Here is a 22,113-nt window from a genome sequence, read left to right as displayed (position 1 = left end):
CCGTCACGCGGCGATCAGCTTCGTGTCGCGGGTCGAGGTCTCGGCAACCGTCGTTGTCGATATGCGATCCGGAGGACGCCCGCACGCCCCGGCTGACACGTGCGTGACCGAAGTTTCGCCCTTGGCGGCCTGTCGATCGGTCCACGAACATAAGTGTCCGCCTCGGCGCAGGGCCGCGCAAGAGGTTGACGCGTTCAAAAAGCTGGTATGCTTGGAGAGGGAGGAACCATGCGCGCTCGCGGAGTTCGGGGAGGCCAAGACCGGGTAGCCGGTTGGAGCCTGCCCACCATACTGTTGCTCGCCCTTCTGTTGGCTTGGCCCGTCATGGGTGCAAGTCCAACGGGTGGGGACCGTCACGCGGCGATCAGCTTCGTGTCGCGGGTCGAGGTCTCGGCAACCGTCGTTGTCGATATGCGATCCGGAGGACGCCCAACTTAGCCGGGGGGAAACTTTGTCGGCAGGCCCCAAAGCTAAGAACCTGGTGGATGATATCCTGTCCGGCAGGCTGCGCTCTACCGCTGTCCTGTTAGCCGCATGGCACTCCATTCGCCGGAACTCGGAGACCTCGCGATCGAAGGCAACGCGAGAAGAGGCTCGTGCCTATGCGGCCGCACTGCCCCAACATCTACGGTCCATTCAAGATCGTCTGAGGCGCGGTTACAAGTTCGATCCGGCGCGCGGCGTCACGCCGAGCAAAGGCAAGGGGAAAACCGGCAAGCGCCCTCTGGTCATAGCGTCCATCGACGACAGGGTAATTCAGCGCGCGATTCTCGACGTACTGCAAGCCAGCGAAGGACTGCGAGGGGTTCAAGCAGTGCTCGGAACGCCCACGTCATTCGGTGGGATTAAGGGCAAGGGGACAGATGATGCGATCGCCATGTTTGACATGCAGGTGACGGCTGGTCACCGCTTCGTGGCAGGAAGCGACATCGCAGGGTTCTTCACCAAGGTCCGGCCAAGTGCAGTCCTAGATATTCTGCGAGCGGATCAGGTGGAGGAAGGCTTCGTGGGCCTTGTCGGTGCCGCGATGACAGTCGAACTTTCCAACGCCCACCTGCTCGACCCTGAGGACCGTAAGCTCTTCCCGAGCGGTGACGACGGCGTAGCCCAAGGCTGCCCGTTGAGCGCGCTAGCAGGCAACGTGGCGCTTGCAGAATTTGATCGGTCCATGAATGAGCCGGGGCGCGGGGTGACCTGTATTCGCTACATGGATGACTTTATCATCACAGGACCTGACCAACGCAAGGTGATGAAGGCCATGGACAGTGCTGCGCAAAGGCTCGGCGACCTAGGCATGAGCATATATGACCCGGCAACTGACCCCTCCAAGGCTTTCGCAGGGCCGATCGGTGCGCCCCATGTGTTTTTAGGGTACGAGCTGATCCCAGCCCAGTACGCCCCCTCGCCTGCTGCCCGCCAGAAGCTGCTTTCGCGCGTAGACGACTTGCTGCGCGCCGGACGGACATCCATACGAAAAGTATGCAGTGGGCGCGACCTCTCCAATCAGGATGCCTGCTTCGCCCAGACCTTGGTGGCGCTTGATCGTGTTCTTCACGGCTGGAGGCGCTCTTTCAAAGCCTCGAAGGCTCGAGAGGTCTTCGAAGAGCTGGACCATGTAATCGAAGGGCGCGTGTGGGATTTCGAGCAATTCTTTCGCAGTCGAATGAAAAATCAACCGCGTTCACTGCGTCACAAGGCTTTAGGGGTCGAAAATTTAGCAACGTAGACGGATCTCGCGACCATCGACCGGGAAATCGACTCCAAAGAGGCGAACACGCATGAAGCTCAACCGTCATCAGATTCAAGCAAAGGCACGCGCAATACTCGAGGCTGAGGCGGGCGGCATCCGTTGGAGCGAAATTCTAAAGCGCATCCACTCAGATGATCCAGAGACACCGCAGAACAGCATTCATGGCGCCCTGCAGAACCTGTTCATCATCTCGGACGACATCGTGAAAGTGGCCAGAGGAACTTACCAGCTCGCGAAATACGTCGCTGCCGATGACGCTGCTGCTACGGCGTACGAAGCTGAAACCGTCACAGCACCGGTAAAGGCTGAAACTCCCGGTTCTGAACCGCTGACGGAACAGGATTTTTATAGCAGCTTTGCAGAGTGGCTAGAGGAGAATGACGAGGCGACAGTCGCAGCTGCTCTCGGCGGAGCAAGCCTCGGCGGAAAGTGGGGCACGCCCGATGTGATCGGCGTTCTGAAGCCCCGCGCACAAGACATTTTCAAGTTTGAACCACAGATTGTGACGGCAGAGATAAAGGCGGTGCCTGGACAGCCCGTCGTCGCATTTGGGCAGGCCGTTGCATACCGGCTCTTCTCGCATAAGAGCTATATCGTGGTGCCGAACTCAACGAGCAGCGACGACATGAACCGGCTTAAATCGCTCTGCAGCATACATGGCGTCGGTCTCGTGACCTTTGCATTGAATAAAGCGCAGCCTGATTACGCCGTTGTCGTTCTCCCGGTAAACGCCGCGCCCGACATGTTTTATGTGAACAACATGCTGGAGCGGCTGAAATCGAGCGAACCAAAGCTGCTAAATAAGCTGTTTTAGGTGGCGGCCCCTTCACGAGCCGACGGTCTGGCATTGTGATGAGGTAGCGATGCGAGGGGCTTTCGAACACCTCGCTGGTCCATGCACGTTCTCGCTAAGTGTCCAATCTAACGACAATGATTAATTGCAGGATTGCTCTCGGCAGCGCTGAAAAAAGTCAGGTTTTTCAGCATCATAGCGAGGTGCTTTGGCGGAGCGGGAGGGATTCGAACCCTCGATACGCTTTTGACGTATACTCACTTTCCAGGCGAGCGCCTTCGACCACTCGGCCACCGCTCCGCATGAGCCTGATCGTGTCGTGCGAAGCACGGAACGTGAATCAGGCGACCAACTCAATCGCACTGGAAGGCGCGCCCTAGCGGGGTGGCGGGGGTTTCGCAAGCGGGTGGCTGCGCCTATCTCGGGGCGATGGACAGGACTTTCGGGATCGCCCCTGCGGCCGACGAGATCGAGACGCTGGCGCTGGCGGCGCTGGCGCGGTTGCCCGAGGCGTTCCGGGCGCACCTTGGCGACGTGGTGCTGCTGGTGGAGGAGTTCGCCGATGCCGAGACGCTCGCGGACCTCGGCATCGAGGATCCGTTCGAGCTGACCGGGCTCTACGAGGGCGTGCCGGTGGGCGAGAAGTCGATTCAAGCGAGCGGCGCGCTGCCCGACCGGATCCGCCTGTTCCGCGCGCCCATCCTCGACGAATGGATCGCGCGCGGGGACGAGACGCTGGAGCACCTCGTCGCGCATGTCCTGATCCATGAGGTCGGGCATCACTTCGGGCTGAGCGACGCAGACATCGAGACGCTGGAAGCGGGCGCGTAGCAGGCCCACCCCCAACCCCCTTCCGCATGCGGGAGGGGAGCGAGACTTGGGCGCGAAGCGGCCTAGTCGCAGCGGGGTGGGCATGGCACAGTGCAACGATGCGTTATTCCTTCCTCATCGCCGCTGCCCTTTTCGCGGCCCCGCTAACCGCTGCAGACAAGCCTGCCACCTTCCCCTCCCCCGGCGAGATCGTCGCCGCCGCGCCGGCCTCGGAGTGGGTGCGGATCGCGTCGGACGACCTGCTGGTGATGGACCTCGCGCCGGGGCCGAAGGGCGAGGCTCGGCGGGTGGTGATCCAACTGATGCCCGCGCCGTTCAGCCAGGGCTGGGTCGACAACATCCGCAAGCTGGCGGCAGCGCACTGGTGGGACGGGCTTTCGGTCTACCGGGTGCAGGACGGCTATGTCACCCAGTGGGGCGATGCCGACGGCGAGGACAAGGCCAAGGCGCGGGCACTGCCGCCGGGGTTAGTGGCGGTGCCGGAGAGTGCATATGCGACCGACGACCGGACGGTCGAAATTCCTTTTGGAAAGAAGCCGATATTTGAAGGCCGCAAGGGAGCACTTCGTCCGCTTTCAGAGCAGCACGATGCCTATGCGATGGCTGCAGGCTTCGTCGATGGATGGCCGGTCGCCTACGGCGGCGGCGGACGCATCATCGGCGGCGGCAATGTCGAGACCAGCGCCTGGCCCGTCCACTGCTACGGCATGGTCGGCGTCGCGCGCGACATGTCGCCCGATACCGGGACCGGGGCCGAGCTCTACACCGTGATCGGCCACGCGCCGCGCCAGCTGGACCGCAACATCGCGCTGGTGGGCCGGGTGATCGAGGGGATGCAGTGGCTGTCCTCGCTGCCGCGCGGGCCGGCGCCGATGGGGGTCTACGCCGATCCGGCGGACCGCACGCCGATCGTCTCGGTGCGGCTGGCGAGCGAGCTGCCGGCGGACGGCCAGCCGCGCTTCGAATACCTTTCGACCGAGGGCCAGACTTTCGCGAAATACGCCGACGCCGTCGCCAGCCGGCGCGATCCGTTCTTCATCCAGCCGGCCGGCGGCGCGGACATCTGCAACGTGCGGGTGCCGGTGCGGCGCGTGAAGGCATGAACGACGGCTACCGCGCTGAGACGCGGCTGTGGCGCTGGGCGGGCGGGAACGGCGGCGACTGGTTCTTCGTCAGCATCGCCGGCGAGGCGGGCGAGGCGCTCTCCGCCACGGCGCTGATGAACCGGCTGGAAAGCGGACGGCGCGCTGGCTGGGGATCGGTCAAAGTGGATGTGGAGATCGGTGCAACCCGCTGGTCGACATCGGCTTTTCCGTCGAAGTCCGATGGCTGGATAGTGCCCGTGAAGGCCGCCGTGCGCAAGGCCGAGGGGATCGGCGAAGGCGATGCGGTGGTGGCGGTGCTGCGGTTCTGATGCACTGCGCCTGATCGGGTTCGCGCAAAGGCGCAAAGGGAGACGGAAAGCGCAAAGGCGACCTGCGCTTTCCGCCACCGTCAGACCGGCCTTGAGCCGGGCCCTGCCTTTGTTGTTTCGCGCGAAGTCTCTAAAAAGAAAATAGGGTTCACGCGGAGACGCGGAGACGCGGAGATGCAGTGCCACCGGCGAAGCCGGCTTCCGGCCCGCACCTGGCGCTTGCCGCAAACCGATATTTGGAGAGGGGCCTGTCGGCCCGGCGCACCATCCTTGCGCCTTCTTCCCCTTCGCGCCTTTGCGCGACCCCTCTTCTTCTTCTCCGCGTCTCCGCGTCTCCGCGCGAAACAATCTTTCCAACACTTCGCTGAAACGGAGCAAGTTGTTGGATACATGTAGGATTTGAGCCGATAGCCCGCCGAAATCGGATCGGGAGCGGGCTAGGCCGGCCCAGCCTCGTTCCTTCGAAGCTTCGGCTTCGACGCGGCCGGCGCGGCGGCGGGTGAGAACGGGGCGCTGAACTCAAGCCCTGATCAGGACTCCAAGCGCCAAGCCCGGATGACGGGATGGAAGCGACATGCTTCCCTCATGGCGCGGCGCAGTCAGCCGCGAGGGCGTCGTTTCGTTCGCGAGCCTACGAGCGATGCCCCGGCCCGTCGTCTCCACAGGCCGAGCGCACCGGGCGTCTGCTCCCCTTGCGCCGTTCGCGATGCGTACAGACACCGCCCCTCCCGCGGCACATTGGCGCCGCGCCGGTCGCGCGATTCGATGGTTTCATTCCAGCGTAACGTCCGGGGTCGCTGCCGGATGATGGGGTGTGTTTGATGACAGGCCCACCCCTAACCCCTCCCGCATGCGGGAGGGGTTAGGGGTGGGCCTGTCGCGCATTGCGGCCAGGGGTGGGCATACAGCGGCCTTGCCCCCCGCCCCGGCCTGCGCCATCCCCTGCCCATGTCCGAGCCCGAATTCATCGCCGCCCTGCGCGCGCTCGCCCGCCATCCGGCGGCGCGGGGGCTGGCGGACGATTGCGCGGTGCTGGAGCTGGGCGACGAGACGCTGGTGCTGACCCACGACATGATGGTCGAGGGCGTCCACTGGCTGCCGGGCCAGGACCCGGCCGACATCGCGTGGAAGCTGGTGGCTACCAACCTGTCCGATCTCGCGGCCAAGGGCGCGGAGCCGGTGGGAGTGCTGCTCGGCTACACGCTGGGCGAAGGCGATGCGCGGTTTCTTGAAGGCCTGGGCGAGGCACTGGCGGCGTTCGACGTGCCCTTGCTCGGCGGCGATACCGTGTCCGGCCAGGGCGGGCGCAGCCACGGACTGACCGCGCTCGGCCGTGCCACCTGCCGGCCCGTCCCCTCGCGCAGCGGTGCCCGCGCCGGCGACGGGGTGTGGCTGTGCGGCGGCGTCGGCGGAGCGATGCTGGGGTTCGAGGCGCTGCAGGGCGCGACCGGCGCGGACAGCACCGCCTTCCGCCGCCCCATGCCGCTTCTCCGTGAAGGTCGCGCGCTCGCCCCGCTGGTCACGGCGATGATGGACGTGTCGGACGGCGTCCTGCTCGATGCCGCCCGGCTGGCGCAGGCGAGCGGCGTGACCCTCGTCATCGACAGCGCCGCCGTCCCGCTCTCGCCCGGCGTGCCCGCCGCCCGCCGCCGCGACGCATTGGCCTGGGGGGACGATTATGCGCTCCTCCTCACCCTCCCCGGCGGCACCGTCCCGCCGGTCGCGGCGACCCGGATCGGCGGCGTGGAATCGGCCGGCGAACACCCTCTGCTGCTCGACGGAGCGCCCCCCGAAGGCCGGATAGGCTATATTCACCGGCGCTGACGGCACATTTGTCCCGATTTTCCGTCGCAACGGACTTGACGGAGTGAAACCTGTCCTTAGCCTCCGCCCCGCTCGCGCAATGACGGGCGCCGCGCCCACGCGCGGGAATAAGGGGGACGATGTCGTGAGTTTAGTCGAGATATCCATTATTCTGGGTCTGCTAGCCGTGGTCTACGGCTTCGTGACCAGCCGCCAGGTGCTCGGGTCGCCGGCCGGCAACGAGAAGATGCAGGAAATCGCCGCCGCCATCCAGGAAGGCGCGCAGGCATACCTCAAGCGCCAGTACACCACGATCGCCGTCGTCGGCGTGGTCGTGGCAGTGATCATCGCCCTTACCCTGGGCGCGATCTCGGCCACCGGGTTCGTGATCGGCGCGATCCTTTCGGGCGTTGCCGGGTTCATCGGGATGAATATCTCGGTCCGCTCGAACGTGCGCACCGCCGCGGCGGCGCAGAACGGCCTCCAGGCCGGCCTGACGCTGGCGTTCCGCGCCGGCGCGATCACCGGCATGCTGGTGGCGGGCCTCGCCCTCCTCGCGATCGCGGTGTTCTACTGGTACCTGACCGGTCCCGCGGGCTACACCGTCGGCGGTGAGGATCGCACGGTGGTCGACGGGCTCGTCGCCCTCGCTTTCGGCGCCTCGCTGATCTCGATCTTTGCGCGTCTCGGCGGCGGCATCTTCACCAAGGCAGCCGACGTCGGCGCCGACCTCGTCGGCAAGGTCGAGGCCGGCATTCCCGAGGACGACCCACGCAACCCGGCGGTGATCGCCGACAACGTGGGCGACAACGTCGGCGACTGCGCCGGCATGGCCGCGGACCTGTTCGAAACCTATGTCGTCACCGTCGGTGCGACGATGGTCCTTTCGGCGCTGCTGCTGAAGTCCGCGGGCGCGCTGCTGCCCAACATCATGAGCCTGCCGCTGCTGATCGGCGGCGTGTGCATCGTCACCTGCATCATCGGCACCTACTTCGTCCGCCTCGGCGGTTCGAACAACGTCATGGGCGCGATGTACAAGGGCTTCCTCGTCTCCGCCGTGCTCGCAGTTCCCGCGATCTGGTGGGCGACCAGCACCGCGCTGGGCGACATGGAAACCGCGATCCCCGGAACCGAGATCACCGGCCGTGCGCTGTTTTACTGCGCGCTGCTCGGCCTCGTGATCACCGGGCTGATCATCTGGATCACCGAGTACTACACCGGCACCAGCTATCGCCCGGTGCGCTCGATCGCGAAGGCTTCGGAAACCGGCCACGGCACCAACGTGATCCAGGGCCTCGCCATCAGCCTTGAAGCCACCGCCCTGCCGACGATCGTCATCGTCGCCGGCATCATCATCGCGTTCCAGCTGGCCGGCCTCATCGGCATTGCCTATGCGGCGACCGCGATGCTGGCGCTGGCGGGCATGGTCGTGGCGCTCGACGCCTATGGCCCGGTCACCGACAATGCCGGCGGCATCGCCGAAATGGCCGGTCTGGACGACTCCGTCCGCGAAAAGACCGACCTGCTCGACGCGGTGGGCAACACCACCAAGGCCGTCACCAAGGGCTATGCGATCGGTTCGGCGGGCCTCGCCGCGCTGGTCCTGTTCGCCGCCTACACCACCGACCTCAGGGAGTTCTTCCCGTCGCTGAACGTCAACTTCAGCCTCGAGAACCCCTACGTCATCGTCGGCCTGCTGCTCGGCGCGCTGCTCCCGTACCTGTTCGGTGCGATGGGCATGACCGCCGTGGGCCGCGCTGCCGGCGACGTGGTCAAGGACGTGCGCGACCAGTTCCGCAACAACCCGGGCATCATGACCTACGAGACGAAGCCCGACTATGCGCGGACCGTCGATCTCGTGACCAAGGCCGCGATCAAGGAAATGATCATCCCGTCGCTGCTGCCGGTGCTCGCGCCGATCGCGGTGTACTTCGTGATCACCGCGGTGGCGGGCCAGGAGAACGGCTTTGCCGCGCTCGGCGCCCTGCTCCTCGGCGTGATCGTCGGCGGGCTGTTCGTCGCGCTGTCGATGACCTCGGGCGGCGGAGCCTGGGACAACGCCAAGAAGTACATCGAGGACGGCCACCACGGCGGCAAGGGCAGCGAAGCCCACAAGGCCGCGGTGACCGGCGACACCGTGGGCGATCCCTACAAGGACACTGCGGGTCCGGCCGTCAATCCGATGATCAAGATCACCAACATCGTCGCGCTGCTGCTGCTGGCCGCGCTGGCGAGCCACGCGGCGGGCTGATCGCCCGCACGCCCAGGTTGGGGAGAAACGGGGAACCCCGTCCGGAGAGATCCGGGCGGGGTTTTCACGTTTCCGGGTGGGGACCTTCGTCCTTGGCCGGGAAATCGATGATGCGGCAAGCGGCGTCCTGTGCCGGACGGAAGCTCCAGAAGGCGAACTGGCGGATCGGCTGCTGCCAGCTCTCGAAGACCGTCGCACCGGGCTGCAGCGTGCAGACGCTGGTCCGCTCGGCTCCGCGCGGCGTCACCATCAGCGCGGCGTAGTCGAGCGGGACGCGGTAACGGCTGAGCACCTGAACCATGATGTTGCCGGATGCGTAATCGTGGAGGACGAAACGGACTTCACCTTCGGCAGGCTCCTGTGCGGGGCCGCCATGGCCGCCGGCGACCAGCATCGGCGCAAGTCCGCCCTCCCCCTGCACCAGCCGCACGACGACCCAGTCTCCGGGGAGGAGAAGGAGGTTGCCTTGCGTCACCCACGACAGGTCCTGATCAACTGGAAGCACGACCGCCTTGCCGTCGGTATTTTCGACCCGCACGGAATCGACGTGGCGGCAGGCCCCGGCAACCGCGCAGGGATCCCCATCGTCAGGCGAGGACGCGGCGAGCGCTAGCAAGGTCAATCCGGCCACCAGCATAACTTTTCCTCCCTTCTGTACTGCCCGGCGAGGTGTCGCAGCGCCGGGCGCGAAGTCAATCAGGGTTGCCTCCCTTTCGGTCCGGACGTTAGCCATTCCTTGGGTTTCGCCTGCTACGCAGCGATCCCATGCAAACGGCCAGCCTTGCACCGGTCCGGTCCGGAACACCTGCCCCCGACGCGCACGGCCGCGCCTCGGGAGGCTGGGTTGCGTCCGCCGGTTGGCGAGAATGGGCCGGAGACGCGGCGCGCTCGCGCTGGCAGTCCCTCGCCGATGGCGCGAGCGAGCCGAACCCGTTCCTCGAGCCGTGGTATGCCCTTCCCGCGTTGGAGGCCTTCGCGCCGGACGTACAGATCGTCTCGGTCGAACGCGGCGGCGCGCTGATCGGCCTGCTCCCGCTCGCCCGCCCGCGCCGATATGCCGGACGGCCGATCCCGCACCTCGAGGGATGGCTCCACGCCAACGCCTTCCTCGGCGCGCCGCTGGTGACGAAAGGGCGGGAGGCGGCGTTCTGGGCGGCGCTGCTGGACTGGGCCGACGACCACGCCGGGGCGGCGCTGTTCCTCCATCTCTCGCACCTGCCGCTCGACACCCCGCTGGTCGAGGCGCTGTTCGCCGCCTGCGCCAGCGAGGGCCGCCGCGCCGCGCTGGTCCACCGCGAGGAGCGGGCGCTGCTCCAGTCGGCGCTTTCGCCAGAGGCTTATCTAGAAGCCGCCTTGCCCGGAAAGAAGCGCAAGGAACTGCGCCGCCAGCACGCCCGCCTTGCCGAGCAGGGGACGCTCGCCTTCGTCCGCGAGGAGGGGTTGGACGGCCTCGCCGAGTGGACCGACGCGTTCCTTGCGCTGGAAGCCTCTGGGTGGAAGGGCCGCGCCGGCTCCGCGCTCGCTTCATCGCCCCAGACCGCGGCGCTGTTTCGCGAGGGGATGGCTGGCGCGGCGCAGGCCGGGGTGCTTGAAAGGCTGGCGCTGACACTCGACAGCAAGCCGATCGCGATGCTCGCCAACTTCCTGCGCGCGCCCGGCGCGTTCTCCTACAAGACCGCGTTCGACGAAACCTATGCCCGCTTTTCGCCGGGCGTGCTGCTCCAGCGCGAGAACCTGGCGCTGCTCGAGCGCCCGGACATCGCGTGGTGCGACAGCTGTGCCGCGCCGGATCATCCGATGATCGACAGCCTGTGGCGCGAGCGCCGGGCGATCGGGCGCGTCTCCATCGCCATCGGCGGCGCGCCGCGCCGGGCGCTGTTCGCGGCACTGGTCAAGGCGGAGCTGGGGCGAAATCCGACGGGGGTGAAAGCGTGAGCGATGTTCTTTCTCCCCTCCCGCAAGCGGGAGGGGTCGGGGGTGGGCCTGTAACAGATAGCGCGGCGGCTCCCCCGCCCACCCCTATCCCCTCCCGCCTTCGGGAGGGGAATCCGGTGTTCTCCGCAGAAGCCCGCACCACATTCGCGGCGTACTACCCCGAAACCCCGCACAAGCTCGCCCACGCGCTGGCCGACCACCCGCTGCTTTCGCTGGAAGCGCTCGCCGGGCTTGCCGAGGCGCTGCCAATCGGCTCGACCGAATGGAACCTCGCCGACCTGCCGGTCGGGGTGACGGAAAAGCCCGACAGCAACGGGCTGTCGGTGAGCGAAACCATCCGCACCGTCGCCACCAACGGATCGTGGGCGGCGCTCAAGAACATCGAGCAGGTCCCGGCCTATGCCGCGCTGCTGGCCGCGCTGCTCGGCGAACTGCGTCCGGTGATCGAGGCCCGCACCGGGGCGATGCTGAAGCCGCAGGGCTTCGTCTTCGTCACCTCGCCGGGCGGGGTCACGCCCTATCACTTCGACCCCGAGCACAACATCCTGCTGCAGCTGATGGGCAGCAAGGTGATGACCCAGTTTCCGGCGGGCGATCCGTTCTACGCGCCCGACGAAACGCACGAGACCTATCACACCGGCGGCGGGCGCGAGCTGTTCTGGCGCGACGAGCTTCTCGCCGGCGGACGCGAGTTCGCGCTGGCCCCCGGCGAGGCGCTCTATGTCCCGGTGATGGCCCCGCATTTCGTGCGCAACGGCGATCAGCCCGCGGTTTCGCTGTCGATCACCTGGCGCTCCGAATGGAGCTTTGCCGAAGCCGATGCCCGCGCACTCAACGGCGTGCTGCGGCGCGCCGGCCTCACCCCCCGCGCCCCGGGTCGCTGGCCCGCGACGAACCGGGCCAAGGCGCTCGCGTGGCGGACCTTCGCCCGGCTGACCGGACGCCGTTGACGCAAACGGAAACCCGGCGCATGGGGAGCGCCATGACCGAAAGCCCGACCCCCTCGCCCGAAGAACTCGTCGCCGGCCTGCTTCGCCTGCTCGATGTCGAGGACCTTGGCGGCGACCGCTTTACCGGGCGGCGCAAGCCCGGCGGGGTCGGACGGATATTCGGCGGGCAGGTGATCGGCCAGGCGCTCGCCGCGGCCGAACGCACCGTGCCCGACGATCGCCCGGTCCATTCGCTCCACGCCTACTTCCTGCGCGGCGGCAACGAGGATTACGAGATCGACTTCCGCGTCGAGCGCGACCTCGACGGCCGCAGCTTCTCGAACCGGCGGATCGTCGCCAGCCAGCTCGGCAAGCCGATCCTCAACATGACCGCGTCGTTCCACCGGCTCGAGCAGGGCGTCTCCCACCAGGATGCGATGCCCGACGTGCCCCCGCCCGAGGACTGCCCCGACGATCACGAGCAGCGCGAGAAATATGCGCACCTCATTCCGGAAGAACGCCGGGCGATGATCCTCCGGCCCAGTCCCATCGAAATGCGCAGCGACGGCACGCGCCACTGGATGGGCGGCGAGCCGAGCGAGCCGAAGACCGCCACGTGGTTCCGCTGCGTCGCCAGGCTGCCCGATGATCCCAAGGTTCACCGCGCGATCCTCGCCTATGCCAGCGATTATTCACTGCTCGGCACCTGCGCGCTGCCGCACGGCCTCTCGTGGACGCGAGGGACCGCGATGGGCGCGAGCCTCGACCACGCGGTGTGGTTCCACGACGACTTCCGGGCCGACGAATGGCTGCTCTATGTTACCGAGAGCCCATGGGCCGGCCGCGCCCGCGGGATGAACCGTGGCAAGATCTTTTCGCGTGACGGGCGGCTGATCGCCAACGTGGCGCAGGAAGGTGTGATCCGGGCAGCAAGGCCCTGACGTCGTCCCGGGCGGGGCCCGGGACCACGAAGGATCAGAGCTTCACCGGCCCGTCCGCGCCCAGCACATGGGTGCAGCCCAGCGCCGCCGCCTCGCAATCCTCGTCGAGCGCCGCCACTGTGCGCCAGCCGATCGCCCGCAGGCGCGCCGCGGTGTCGCGGTCGTGACCGAGCGGAAGGAACACCTTTTCCTCGCGCACATCGTCCGCCGCCGCATCGATCAGCGGATCGGGGTACAGCGAGAAACCGGTGGCCGGCTCGCCCGCGCCGCTGCCGGCGATGCGATACGTCCCGCCCCGCCCCAATGCGCCGCGCACGCCGTCGGCATAGAGCGTGAAGCCGAACCAGGTCTGGTATTCGAAGCCGTGGCGCTCGCTGGGATCGAGCGTGATCCGCGCCGTCCCGGCGATCCGCGCGGCGATTTCGCGCAGCGCGGCGATCCGGCTCGCCAGCGCCTTGCCGGCGTCGAGCTCCTCGAGCCGGGCGACCGCGGTGTCGAACTCGCCCGCGGCGTAGAGTAGCGGCAGGTAGGCCTCACCGCCCGCCTCGACCAGCCCGCCGGCGTCCTTGGCATCGAGTTCGCGGCGCACCGCGGCGATGCTTTCCTGCGCGAGCGGCAGCGCCTTTTCCGCCAGCGTGTCGACGAGATCGGGCAAAGTGAAATCGACGCTGACCCCGGTCGCGCCCGCGGCGATCGCCGTCTCGATCGCCAGCGCGACGATCTCCGCCGCCGCGGCGACGCTGTCGCTGCCGATGAGTTCGGCCCCGCACTGGAGCCGCTCCCGCGCCGGATCGAGCCCGTCGCCCTTGATCGTGAGCACCTGCCCCGCATAGCACAGCCGCAGCGGACGGGCGGCGTCCGACAGCCGCGTCTCGGCGATCCGGCCGACCTGCGGAGTCATGTCGGAACGCAGCGCCATCATGCGCAGCGATGCCGGATCGACGAAGCGGAACATTCGCCGCGACTGGATCCCGGCCATGCGGCTGGCGAGGCTGCGCTCGAACTCGATCATCGGCGGCAGCACGCGGTCGAAGCCGTGTCCGTGCATGGTGTCCTGCACGCTGCGCATCACGCGTGTCGCCGCCGCCGCCTCGCGCGGCAGGCGGTCTTCGAGCCCCTCGGGCAGCAGGTCGGGATCGCTGTCGTCCATTGCGTTGACCGAATTTTCCTCCGTCATTCCCGCGAACGCGGGAATCCATCACCCGCCGCGCCGGTTTGCGTGCGCAGGAGTTGGATCCCCGCCTTCGCGGGGATGACGAGATTTGGCAAGCCGTACCTCGTCAGAACTTCAGGGCCTTGACGATCCGCACGCCCTGCAGGTCGCAGGCCTGCTTGAGGACGTCCTGGCTGACCGGGCTGTCGACCGAGAGCAGCAGCACCGCTTCCCCGCCCGCTTCGCGGCGACCGAGGTGGAAGGTGCCGATGTTGATCCCGGCCTTGCCCAGCAGCGTCCCGATCGAACCGATGAAGCCCGGCGCGTCGGAGTTGACGATGTAGAGCATGTCGCCGGCGAGGTCGGCCTCGATGCCGATGCCGAAGATCTCGACAAGGCGCGGCGCGGCGTTGCCGAACAGCGTGCCGGCAACCGAACGCTCGCCCTGGCTGGTCGAGACGGTGACGCGCACCAGCGTGCGGTATTCGCCTTCGCGGTCATGGCGCACCTCGCGCACGTCGAGCCCGCGCTCCTTGGCGAGGAACGGCGCGTTGACCATGTTCACGGTGTCCGAATACTGGCGCATCAGGCCGGCCAGAACCGCGGCGCTGATCGGCTTGATGTTGAGCTGCGCCGCCGCGCCCTCGACCTCGATCGAGATCTTGGTGAGGTTGTCGTGCGCCAGCTGGCCGACCAGGCTGCCGAGGTTTTCGGCCAGCGCCATGTACGGCTTCAGCTTCGGCGCTTCCTCGGCCGACAGGCTCGGCATGTTGAGCGCGTTGGTGACGCCGCCGTTGACCAGGTAGTCGGCCATCTGCTCGGCCACCTGCAGCGCGACGTTGACCTGCGCTTCGTTGGTCGAGGCACCGAGGTGCGGGGTGCAGATGAAGTTCGGCGTGCCGAACAGCGGCGATTCCTTGGCCGGCTCGGTCTCGAACACGTCGAGCGCGGCACCCGCGACGTGGCCCGAATCCATCGCCGCCTTGAGCGCCTTCTCGTCGATCAGCCCGCCGCGCGCGCAGTTGACGATGCGCACGCCCTTCTTGGTCTTGGCGAGGTTTTCGGCCGAGAGGATGTTGCGGGTCTGGTCGGTCAGCGGGGTGTGCAGCGTGATGAAGTCCGCCTTGGCCAGCAGCGTGTCGAGGTCGGCCTTCTCCACGCCCATTTCCACGGCGCGTTCCGGGGTGAGGAACGGGTCGAACGCAACGACCTTCATCCTGAGGCCGAGCGCGCGGCTGGCGACGATTGAGCCGATGTTGCCCGCGCCAATCAGGCCGAGCGTCTTGCCGGTGACCTCGACGCCCATGAAGCCGTTCTTCGGCCACAGGCCCTGCTGGGTCTGGGCGTTGGCTTCGGGGATCTGGCGGGCGAGCGCGAACATCAGGGCGATGGCGTGCTCGGCGGTGGTGATCGAGTTGCCGAACGGCGTGTTCATCACCACGACGCCGCGCGCCGAGGCGGCGGGGATGTCGACATTGTCGACGCCGATCCCGGCGCGGCCGATGACCTTGAGGTTGGTCGCCGCTTCGAGGATCTCCTTGGTCACCTTGGTCGACGAACGGATGGCAAGGCCGTCGTACTGGCCGATGCGGGCCTTGAGCTCGTCCGGCGTTTCGCCGGTAATCACGTCGACGTCGCAGCCCATCTCGGTGAAGATGCGGGCGGCGTTGGGGTCCATCTTGTCGGAAATGAGGACTTTGGGCTTGGTCATGTTTCGATCCAATCCGTGAGTCCCCGCGAAGGCGGGGACCTCGATGTTGTTAGGGTTCGTTCCGTGTCGCGGAAGGAGGCCCCCGCCTTCGCGGGGGCGCATCATCAGAAGAAGGTCAGGTCGCCTTCACGGTCGCGTAGGCCCAGTCGAGCCACGGGCCGAGATCGACGATGTCAGCCGTGTCGACCGTCGCGCCGCACCAGATGCGCAGGCCCGGAGGAGCATCGCGGTATCCGGCGATGTCGTAGGCCGCGCCTTCCTTTTCGAGCGCGCCGGCGAAGGCCTTGATCATGGCTTCGTCCGCACCCTCGACCGAGAGGCACACCGAGGTCTTCGACCGCGTCGCCGGATCGGCACAGAGGTGCGACAGCCACGAACGCTCCGCCACGATCTTGTCGAGCGCCGCCGCATTGGCGTCGCTGCGCGCCTGCAGACCCTTCAGCCCGCCGAGGCCCTTGGCCCATTCGAGCGCGAAGATCGCGTCTTCGACCGCCAGCATCGACGGTGTGTTGATCGTCTCGCCCTTGAACACGCCCTCGGCGAGCTTGCCCTTGGCCATGAGGCGGAAAACCTTCGGCAGCGGCCAGGCAGGGGTGTAGGTTTCGAGGCGTTCGACGGCGCGGGGGCCGAGGATCAGCACGCCGTGGCCGCCCTCGCCGCCCAGCACCTTCTGCCAGGAGAAGGTGGCGACGTCGATCTTCGACCAGTCGATGTCATAGGCGAAAACCGCCGAAGTGGCGTCGGCGAACGACAGGCCCTCGCGGTCGGCGGGGATCCAGTCCGCATTGGGGACGCGCACGCCCGAGGTCGTGCCGTTCCAGGTGAACAGCACGTCGCTGCCCCAGTCGACCGAGCCGAGATCGGGGATCTGGCCATAGTCGGCGCGGATCACGGTGGGGTCGAGCTTGAGCTGCTTGGCGGCGTCGGTCACCCAGCCCTCGCCGAACGATTCCCACGCCAGCGTGGTGACGGGGCGTGCGCCCAGCATCGTCCACATCGCCATCTCGAACGCACCGGTATCCGACCCCGGCACGATGCCGATGCGGTGCGTGTCGGGCAGCTGCAGCACTTCGCGCATCAGGTCGATGGCGTAGGCGAGGCGCGACTTGCCGATCTTGGCGCGGTGCGAGCGGCCGAGCGATTCGGTGGCGAGTTTGCTGGGGGAATATCCGGGCGGCTTGGCGCAGGGACCGGAAGAAAAGAACGGCCGCGCAGGCTTGCGCGCCGGCATCACTGTATCAGTCATTTCTGACTCTCCTTGCAGAGAGCTCGCGCGGCGTTGGGACCGCGTGGCCCGCTGGCCGCCCTAGAGAGATTGGCGGGGGTGTCAAGCGGGGATGCTCCCTGCCCCCGGCCACCGCTTCCCCATACGCCGTCACCCCGGACTTGATCCGGGGTCCCGCTCATGGCAGCGGCCGAAAGAAAAGCGGGATCCCGGGTCAAGCCCAGGATGACGAAAGAGAGGAGCCTAGGGGCTTCGATTGTCGATGATCTCAATGTCGGTCGCCGAGACGGGGTGCACACCTCGGGGCTCCCAACTCCAGCCCCGATATTCAAGGCGGAAGTTCTTTGCGATTTGGACCATCTGCGGAACTCTTTTGCCCATCCACATCAGATCGGGCCGCACCGTCTCCCATGCCTCTAGGCGATCCGGCAAGAACTCGGTTCCCGCTGCCGCGAATTCCGGTTCAAGGTGCGCAAAATGAAGGGTCCGATTTACGGTCATCAGATCGATTGGGTCGAGCTCGTCGAAATGATGGCAAACCGATTGAGGCGTCGTGCCGACCTCGGTGTTGGCGATCTTCTCGACCGCAAGGCAGCCAGCGGCGAAGTGTTCCTCGATGGTCCATCCGGCCTGAGTGGTCATCCAGCAGACCTAGCGCTTGCCAGCGTAGTCGGCAATTCGCCCCGTCTTCCCCCCGTAACCATCCCGCGCTATCGCTCCGCGATGGAAACCGTTGAAACCATCCTCCGGCAGATCGAGACGATCTACGACGCCGCCGTCGCCGCCTTGCGCGCCGACATCGCCGCCTTCGCCACCGACGGCACCCTCCCCCCGCCCGAGCGGCGGCGCGAGCGGAGCTGGTGCTATCCCGAACTCCGGGTCGTCTACGAGGGCCACGCCCATCCCGAGATGCCGCCGCGCGCCTATGGCCGGCTCAATGCCAGCGGGGTCTATGCGACCACGGTGACCCGTCCGGCGCTGTTCCGCGACTACCTGTCCGAACAGCTGGCGCTGATCGCGCAGGACTATGAAGTGCGCTTCGAGGTCGGCAAATCCGACCAGGAGATGCCCTTCCCCTATGTCCTCGACGGGGCGTATGGCGCGTCGATCGCGGCGGTCTCCCCGCAAGAGCTGGCGCGGCATTTCCCCACCACCGAGCTGGCGATGATCGGTGACGAGATCGCCGACGCCGAGTTCGATCCCGGCTCCGGCCCGCTGCCCCTGTCGCTGTTCGACGGGCTCCGCACCGACTTCAGCCTGGCGCGCCTCGCTCACTACACCGGGACCAACCCGGCCGATTTCCAGAAATACATCCTGTTCACCAACTACCATCGCTATGTCGACGAGTTCGTCGACTGGGCCGGCCTGCAGCTGGGGCGCGGCGACTACCTCGCGCTGTCGGGCGCGGGCGGGCTCCATCTCGACGCGCCGACCGAGAACGCGCGGCTGCGACTCTCCGACACGGCATGGCGGCGGCACCAGATGCCGGCCTACCACCTCAAGGCGAAGGACCGCGCCGGCGTGACGCTGGTCAACATCGGGGTCGGCCCGGCCAACGCCAAGACCGCCTGCGACCACCTCGCCGTGCTGCGACCCGAGGCGTGGCTGATGATCGGCCACTGCGGCGGCCTTCGCCCCACCCAGAAGATCGGCGACTATGTGCTCGCCCACGCCTACCTGCGCGACGATCACGTGCTCGATCCGGTCCTGCCGCCCGAGATTCCCATCCCGGCCATCGCCGAAGTCCAGGTCGCGCTGCAGAAAGCGGCCGAGCTGGTGTCCGGCGAAGGCAGCGCCGACCTCAAGCGGCGGATGCGGACCGGCACCGTCGTCACCACCGACGACCGCAACTGGGAGCTGCGCTACACCCATTCGGCGCGCCGCCTGTCGCTGTCCCGCGCGGTCGGGATCGACATGGAGTCCGCGACCATCGCCGCGCAGGGCTATCGCTTCCGCGTGCCCTACGGGACGCTGCTGTGCGTGTCGGACAAGCCGCTCCACGGCGAGATCAAGCTGCCGGGGCAGGCCAACCGGTTCTACGAGGAAGCGATCGGCGCGCACCTCGCCATCGGCACCACCGCCTGCGAGCTGCTGCGGGCCGAAGGCGCGCGGCTGCATTCGCGCAAGCTCAGGGCGTTCAACGAGCCGCCGTTCCGGTGATGCAATACCCCGGCTTCCCCGCGCAGGCGGGGACCTCGTGCCGCAAACGGTCCGTCAGAGCGATGGAGGTCCCCGCCTTCCGGCCTCTGGCCGGAAGTTTATCCTGAGCGGCCGGCCTGCCGGCCAGCCGAAGGGCGGGGACGCGTGGACTATTGGTCCGCCCGCTCCGGAAACACCACCTTGCCCATCGCCGCGAGCGCCGAGCCGAAGCCGTCCACCGCCTCGCCGAACACCGCGGCGTCGATGCCGTCGCCGGTGACGAGGTCGAACTGGAGGCGCGGGTCCTTGTTCTGGTCGAGCACCACCCCGGCAAAGCGGTTCGAGCGCATGAACGCGATCGCCCCTTCCGGAAGCATCCCGACCGGCGCGTCAAAGCTCGAGCGGAACTGGAGCGAGCGGCATTTGTCGTGGGTGTCGCCGCAGTCGTAGAACAGGATGATCGCCTTCCACCCGGCAATCTCGGCGTTGATCTGCGGATCGCCGAAGTCGTCCTTGACCAGCTCGGCCTGGTGCCCGCCGGCGACGAGCGCCTTGATCACGCTGACCGGGTCCTTCGCGGAAACGGTCGCGGCATTCGCGGCGGTCGGGATCAGCAGGGCGGCGGCAAGCAGCAGGCGGCGGAGCATGGCAACGATTCCCGTCAGTTGAGCGGACGTGGTGCCACGCGCCGGGGTGTCACTGCAACAGGAACCGCACCAGCTCCGCGCCCATCTCCTTCTGCGTCACAGAGGTCATGTGCGAACCCGGGATCGTCGCCCGCACCGCATCGGGCAGCGCCGCGACGAGGTTGTCGGCCGAGCCGTTGTCGTCGTCCTGCGCCCCGCACAGAACCAGCGTCGGCATGGTGATGCCCGCCAGTTCGGCGGGTGCGGTATCCTCCATCGTGCCGAGCAGCAGCCGCGCCGCGACCCGGTCCACCCCCATGGTCTTGAGGAAAGAACGGGCCGCGAACGCGTGGTCGCCGTGCTTGATCGTGTCGAAGCGGTCGATCACGTCGAAGAAGAAATCGCGCCGCCCCGTCCACCCGGCGAGCCCTTCCAGACCCATGCCGGCGAGCACCAGCCGCCGCGGCCTCAGCCCCGCCAGCACGCTCCGCGCCGCCGTCCGCGCGCCCAGCGAGAAGCCGACGAGGTCGTAGTCGTGGAGCCCCAGCGCATCGACCAGCGCCATCGCATCGCGGACCAGCACGTCCGGCGGATAGGCGCCCGCATCGTGCGGCGCCGCGCTCTGCCCGTGGACGCGCAGGTCGGGCATAAGGCATTCGAACCCGGCATCTGCCAGCTGCGCCGCCGTGCCGAACTTGATCCAGTTGACCTCGGCCGACGAGAACAGCCCGTGGAGCATGACCACCGGGCGGCCCTCGCCCATCCGGTGCAGCGCCAGCCGCGTCCCGCCCTCGCCCGCAAAGAATTCGGTGGTGACGTCGTGGCTCATCGCCGCTGCAACCCCTTCTGCTCCATCCGCCACCGCGCCAGTTCGATGCGGTCCTGGCCGAAGAACGGCTCACCGTCGAACACCAGCGTCGGCACGCCCCAGTGCCCGCTGGCTTCGAGCGCGGCCTGGTTGGCGGCAATCTCGGCGTCGAGGCTATCCGGCTCGGCGGCGACCTCCGCCTCCAGCTCGGCGGCATCGAGACCGGCGCGGGCGATCGCCTGGGCGATGTGATCGCTCTCGTTCCAGCCGGTCGTGCCGCCCCAGATCAGCTTCGACACCTCGTCCGCCAACTCGAGGCTCCGCCCCCGCCGCGCTGCCGCCTGGCCGAGCCGGGTGAGGCGATAGATGTAAGGTTGCTCGTCTGCGATTTTCCGCGTCATGATGTTCTGGACGATCGGATCGGGCCGCGGCGGCGCGAACGGGATGCCATGGTACTGCGCGAGGCGCGGCACGTCGGTCAGCAGGTAGCGGAACCAGTTGGGATGGTTGCGCTCGAAGAAATCCGGCTCGCGGATCGCCAGCGGATAGACCGGGCGCAGGTTGACCGCCAGGTCCCACTCCGCCGCCAGCGCGCGATACTGGTGGATCGCGAGATAGCTGTAGGGACTGCGGAACGACCAGAAGACATCGGCGGTGAGGGTCATGGCGCTGTGGTTCTCTCCCGTTGCGCCGCCGATCCTAGCTGCGTTTCCGGCGGGGGCAATCACCCCTTCTTCAGGTGCCGCCGCCCGAGCAGCTCCGCGATCTGCACCGCGTTGAGCGCCGCGCCCTTGCGCAGGTTGTCGGCAACGCACCACAGCGCGAGGCCGTTGTCGACCGTCGGGTCCTCGCGCACGCGGCTGACATAGGTCGCGCCGTCGCCGACGCATTCGACCGGGGTGACGTATCCGCCGTCCTCGCGCTTGTCGATCAGCATGACGCCGGGCGCCTCGCGCAGGATGTCCTGCGCCTCGGTCGCGGAAATCTCGTTCTCGAACTCGAGGTTGATGGCCTCCGAATGGCCGACGAACACCGGCACGCGGACACAGGTCGCGACGACCTTGACCTTGGGATCGAGGATTTTCTTGGTCTCGACGACCATCTTCCACTCTTCCTTGGTGAACCCGTCGTCGAGGAAGCTGTCGATGTGCGGGATCACGTTGAAGGCGATCTGCTTGGTGAACTTCTTCGGCTCGAGCGGATCGCCGACGAAGACCGCGCGGCTCTGCTCGAACAGTTCGTCCATGCCCTGCTTGCCCGCGCCGGAGACCGACTGGTACGTCGCCACGACCACCCGCTTGATCCTGGCGTGATCGTGAAGCGGCTTCAGCGCCACGACCATCTGCGCGGTCGAGCAGTTGGGATTGGCGATGATGTTCTTCGCCTTGTAACCGTCGATAGCATCCGGGTTCACCTCGGGCACGATCAGCGGCACGTCGGGGTCCATGCGGTAGAGCGACGAATTGTCGATCACCACGCAGCCCTGCGAAGCGGCACGCGGCGCATGGATCGCGGTCGGGCCAGACCCGGCGGCGAACAGCGCAATGTCCCAGCCGGTGAAGTCGAAATGCTCGAGGTTCTTCACCTTGATCATCCGGCCGGTATCGCCGTACTCGATCTCGGTGCCGGTGCTGGCGGCGGAGGCACAGGCCGCGATCTCGTCGACCGGGAATTCCCGCTCGGCGAGGATGTTCAGCATTTCGCGCCCGACATTGCCGGTGGCTCCGACGACGACGACCCGGTAACCCATGTTCATGCTCCGCGTGGGGGAAGGCGAGGGGTCCGCTTAGGGGGTGGGGGTAGG

General features: G+C 67.2%; 20 protein-coding genes and 1 tRNA gene. 11 read left to right on the top strand and 10 right to left on the bottom strand.

The window, feature by feature from the left end:
* Window positions 1-481 precede the first annotated feature (481 nt).
* Together AC3WLD_RS13050 and AC3WLD_RS13045 are read left to right on the top strand one after the other, a co-directional pair.
* Window positions 482-1,726: a reverse transcriptase domain-containing protein gene (locus AC3WLD_RS13050; protein ID WP_492557399.1), complete on the top strand. Its 1,245-nt coding sequence runs from the start codon at window positions 482-484 to the stop codon at window positions 1,724-1,726.
* A 52-nt stretch (window positions 1,727-1,778) separates the two neighbouring features.
* Complete coding sequence (locus AC3WLD_RS13045; protein WP_492557398.1) at window positions 1,779-2,564, top strand: hypothetical protein; 786 nt, start codon at window positions 1,779-1,781, stop codon at window positions 2,562-2,564.
* Between the two features lie 188 nt (window positions 2,565-2,752).
* Here AC3WLD_RS13045 and AC3WLD_RS13040 read toward each other — a convergent pair.
* A tRNA-Ser gene (locus AC3WLD_RS13040) sits at window positions 2,753-2,843 on the bottom strand.
* Window positions 2,844-2,972: 129 nt separating this feature from the next.
* On the opposite strand from AC3WLD_RS13040, the gene AC3WLD_RS13035 reads away from it, so the two are divergent.
* The 5 genes from AC3WLD_RS13035 (at window position 2,973) to AC3WLD_RS13015 (ending at window position 8,842) form a co-directional block, all read left to right on the top strand.
* Window positions 2,973-3,374: a metallopeptidase family protein gene (locus tag AC3WLD_RS13035; RefSeq protein WP_492557397.1), complete on the top strand. Its 402-nt coding sequence runs from the start codon at window positions 2,973-2,975 to the stop codon at window positions 3,372-3,374.
* 98 nt (window positions 3,375-3,472) lie between these two features.
* The gene (locus tag AC3WLD_RS13030) at window positions 3,473-4,477 is read left to right on the top strand and encodes a peptidylprolyl isomerase (RefSeq protein ID WP_492557396.1); all 1,005 of its coding nucleotides are present in this window, start codon (window positions 3,473-3,475) and stop codon (window positions 4,475-4,477) included.
* Entirely contained in the window at window positions 4,474-4,788 is a 315-nt protein-coding gene (locus tag AC3WLD_RS13025; RefSeq protein WP_492557395.1) for a DUF1905 domain-containing protein, read from the top strand. The genes AC3WLD_RS13030 and AC3WLD_RS13025 overlap by 4 nt, the downstream gene beginning before the upstream one ends.
* A 948-nt stretch (window positions 4,789-5,736) precedes the next feature.
* Window positions 5,737-6,612: a thiamine-phosphate kinase gene (thiL, locus tag AC3WLD_RS13020; protein WP_492557394.1), complete on the top strand. Its 876-nt coding sequence runs from the start codon at window positions 5,737-5,739 to the stop codon at window positions 6,610-6,612.
* A 79-nt stretch (window positions 6,613-6,691) separates the two neighbouring features.
* Window positions 6,692-8,842 (top strand): sodium-translocating pyrophosphatase, encoded by a 2,151-nt coding sequence (locus AC3WLD_RS13015; RefSeq protein ID WP_492557393.1) that lies wholly within the window; start codon window positions 6,692-6,694, stop codon window positions 8,840-8,842.
* A 64-nt stretch (window positions 8,843-8,906) separates the two neighbouring features.
* On the opposite strand, the gene AC3WLD_RS13010 is transcribed toward AC3WLD_RS13015, so the two are convergent.
* A complete protein-coding gene (locus AC3WLD_RS13010) occupies window positions 8,907-9,473 on the bottom strand; it encodes a hypothetical protein (RefSeq protein ID WP_492557392.1) in 567 nt (188 codons plus the stop codon).
* A gap of 134 nt (window positions 9,474-9,607) precedes the next feature.
* Here AC3WLD_RS13010 and AC3WLD_RS13005 point away from each other — a divergent pair, with 134 nt between their 5' ends.
* From AC3WLD_RS13005 to AC3WLD_RS12995, 3 genes are all read left to right on the top strand, one after another.
* Window positions 9,608-10,777 (top strand): GNAT family N-acetyltransferase, encoded by a 1,170-nt coding sequence (locus tag AC3WLD_RS13005; RefSeq protein WP_492557391.1) that lies wholly within the window; start codon window positions 9,608-9,610, stop codon window positions 10,775-10,777.
* A gap of 116 nt (window positions 10,778-10,893) precedes the next feature.
* Window positions 10,894-11,727: a transcriptional regulator gene (locus AC3WLD_RS13000; protein ID WP_492557390.1), complete on the top strand. Its 834-nt coding sequence runs from the start codon at window positions 10,894-10,896 to the stop codon at window positions 11,725-11,727.
* Between the two features lie 32 nt (window positions 11,728-11,759).
* Window positions 11,760-12,647: an acyl-CoA thioesterase gene (locus tag AC3WLD_RS12995; RefSeq protein WP_492557389.1), complete on the top strand. Its 888-nt coding sequence runs from the start codon at window positions 11,760-11,762 to the stop codon at window positions 12,645-12,647.
* 34 nt (window positions 12,648-12,681) lie between these two features.
* Here AC3WLD_RS12995 and AC3WLD_RS12990 read toward each other — a convergent pair whose 3' ends face one another.
* The 4 genes from AC3WLD_RS12990 to AC3WLD_RS12975 form a co-directional block, all read right to left on the bottom strand.
* Complete coding sequence (locus tag AC3WLD_RS12990) at window positions 12,682-13,797, bottom strand: ATP phosphoribosyltransferase regulatory subunit (protein WP_492557408.1); 1,116 nt, start codon at window positions 13,795-13,797, stop codon at window positions 12,682-12,684.
* Window positions 13,798-13,927: 130 nt separating this feature from the next.
* Window positions 13,928-15,511: a phosphoglycerate dehydrogenase gene (serA, locus tag AC3WLD_RS12985; protein ID WP_492557388.1), complete on the bottom strand. Its 1,584-nt coding sequence runs from the start codon at window positions 15,509-15,511 to the stop codon at window positions 13,928-13,930.
* Window positions 15,512-15,626: 115 nt separating this feature from the next.
* On the bottom strand, window positions 15,627-16,757 hold the full coding sequence (locus AC3WLD_RS12980) for a phosphoserine transaminase (RefSeq protein WP_492557387.1): 1,131 nt from the start codon (window positions 16,755-16,757) through the stop codon (window positions 15,627-15,629).
* Window positions 16,758-16,979: 222 nt separating this feature from the next.
* Window positions 16,980-17,378 carry a hypothetical protein gene (locus tag AC3WLD_RS12975; protein WP_492557386.1) on the bottom strand — a complete coding sequence of 133 codons (399 nt, stop codon included), beginning with the start codon at window positions 17,376-17,378 and terminating at the stop codon, window positions 16,980-16,982.
* An 81-nt stretch (window positions 17,379-17,459) separates the two neighbouring features.
* Here AC3WLD_RS12975 and AC3WLD_RS12970 point away from each other — a divergent pair, with 81 nt between their 5' ends.
* Window positions 17,460-18,896: an AMP nucleosidase gene (locus tag AC3WLD_RS12970; RefSeq protein ID WP_492557385.1), complete on the top strand. Its 1,437-nt coding sequence runs from the start codon at window positions 17,460-17,462 to the stop codon at window positions 18,894-18,896.
* A gap of 149 nt (window positions 18,897-19,045) precedes the next feature.
* Here AC3WLD_RS12970 and AC3WLD_RS12965 read toward each other — a convergent pair whose 3' ends face one another.
* From AC3WLD_RS12965 to AC3WLD_RS12950, 4 genes are read right to left on the bottom strand one after another with little or no spacing between them, the layout of a single operon-like run.
* Window positions 19,046-19,522, bottom strand: a complete 477-nt coding sequence (locus AC3WLD_RS12965) for a YbjN domain-containing protein (RefSeq protein ID WP_492557384.1) — start codon at window positions 19,520-19,522, stop codon at window positions 19,046-19,048.
* 49 nt (window positions 19,523-19,571) lie between these two features.
* Window positions 19,572-20,330: an alpha/beta fold hydrolase gene (locus AC3WLD_RS12960; protein ID WP_492557383.1), complete on the bottom strand. Its 759-nt coding sequence runs from the start codon at window positions 20,328-20,330 to the stop codon at window positions 19,572-19,574.
* A complete protein-coding gene (locus tag AC3WLD_RS12955) occupies window positions 20,327-20,974 on the bottom strand; it encodes a 2-hydroxychromene-2-carboxylate isomerase (RefSeq protein ID WP_492557382.1) in 648 nt (215 codons plus the stop codon). The genes AC3WLD_RS12960 and AC3WLD_RS12955 overlap by 4 nt, the downstream gene beginning before the upstream one ends.
* 59 nt (window positions 20,975-21,033) lie before the next feature.
* Window positions 21,034-22,059: an aspartate-semialdehyde dehydrogenase gene (locus tag AC3WLD_RS12950; RefSeq protein ID WP_492557381.1), complete on the bottom strand. Its 1,026-nt coding sequence runs from the start codon at window positions 22,057-22,059 to the stop codon at window positions 21,034-21,036.
* Between the last annotated feature and the right edge of the window lie 54 nt (window positions 22,060-22,113).

Source organism: Novosphingobium sp. FW305-C-111 (assembly GCF_058783565.1).
Note: the sequence above shows the minus strand (reverse complement) of the source record. Positions and strands in the feature narration are given on the sequence as shown.

Excerpts from the sequence above, each read along its gene's own strand:
- AC3WLD_RS13045 (WP_492557398.1), top strand. The coding sequence starts at position 1,779 with ATGAAGCTCAACCGTCATCAGATTCAAGCAAAGGCACGCGCAATACTC.
- AC3WLD_RS13035 (WP_492557397.1), top strand. The coding sequence starts at position 2,973 with ATGGACAGGACTTTCGGGATCGCCCCTGCGGCCGACGAGATCGAGACG.
- AC3WLD_RS13030 (WP_492557396.1), top strand. The coding sequence starts at position 3,473 with ATGCGTTATTCCTTCCTCATCGCCGCTGCCCTTTTCGCGGCCCCGCTA.
- AC3WLD_RS13025 (WP_492557395.1), top strand. The coding sequence starts at position 4,474 with ATGAACGACGGCTACCGCGCTGAGACGCGGCTGTGGCGCTGGGCGGGC.
- thiL (WP_492557394.1), top strand. The coding sequence starts at position 5,737 with ATGTCCGAGCCCGAATTCATCGCCGCCCTGCGCGCGCTCGCCCGCCAT.
- AC3WLD_RS13015 (WP_492557393.1), top strand. The coding sequence starts at position 6,692 with ATGACGGGCGCCGCGCCCACGCGCGGGAATAAGGGGGACGATGTCGTG.
- AC3WLD_RS13005 (WP_492557391.1), top strand. The coding sequence starts at position 9,608 with ATGCAAACGGCCAGCCTTGCACCGGTCCGGTCCGGAACACCTGCCCCC.
- AC3WLD_RS12995 (WP_492557389.1), top strand. The coding sequence starts at position 11,760 with ATGACCGAAAGCCCGACCCCCTCGCCCGAAGAACTCGTCGCCGGCCTG.
- AC3WLD_RS12990 (WP_492557408.1), bottom strand. The coding sequence starts at position 13,797 with ATGGACGACAGCGATCCCGACCTGCTGCCCGAGGGGCTCGAAGACCGC.
- serA (WP_492557388.1), bottom strand. The coding sequence starts at position 15,511 with ATGACCAAGCCCAAAGTCCTCATTTCCGACAAGATGGACCCCAACGCC.
- AC3WLD_RS12980 (WP_492557387.1), bottom strand. The coding sequence starts at position 16,757 with ATGACTGATACAGTGATGCCGGCGCGCAAGCCTGCGCGGCCGTTCTTT.
- AC3WLD_RS12975 (WP_492557386.1), bottom strand. The coding sequence starts at position 17,378 with ATGACCACTCAGGCCGGATGGACCATCGAGGAACACTTCGCCGCTGGC.
- AC3WLD_RS12970 (WP_492557385.1), top strand. The coding sequence starts at position 17,460 with ATGGAAACCGTTGAAACCATCCTCCGGCAGATCGAGACGATCTACGAC.
- AC3WLD_RS12965 (WP_492557384.1), bottom strand. The coding sequence starts at position 19,522 with ATGCTCCGCCGCCTGCTGCTTGCCGCCGCCCTGCTGATCCCGACCGCC.
- AC3WLD_RS12960 (WP_492557383.1), bottom strand. The coding sequence starts at position 20,330 with ATGAGCCACGACGTCACCACCGAATTCTTTGCGGGCGAGGGCGGGACG.
- AC3WLD_RS12955 (WP_492557382.1), bottom strand. The coding sequence starts at position 20,974 with ATGACCCTCACCGCCGATGTCTTCTGGTCGTTCCGCAGTCCCTACAGC.
- AC3WLD_RS12950 (WP_492557381.1), bottom strand. The coding sequence starts at position 22,059 with ATGGGTTACCGGGTCGTCGTCGTCGGAGCCACCGGCAATGTCGGGCGC.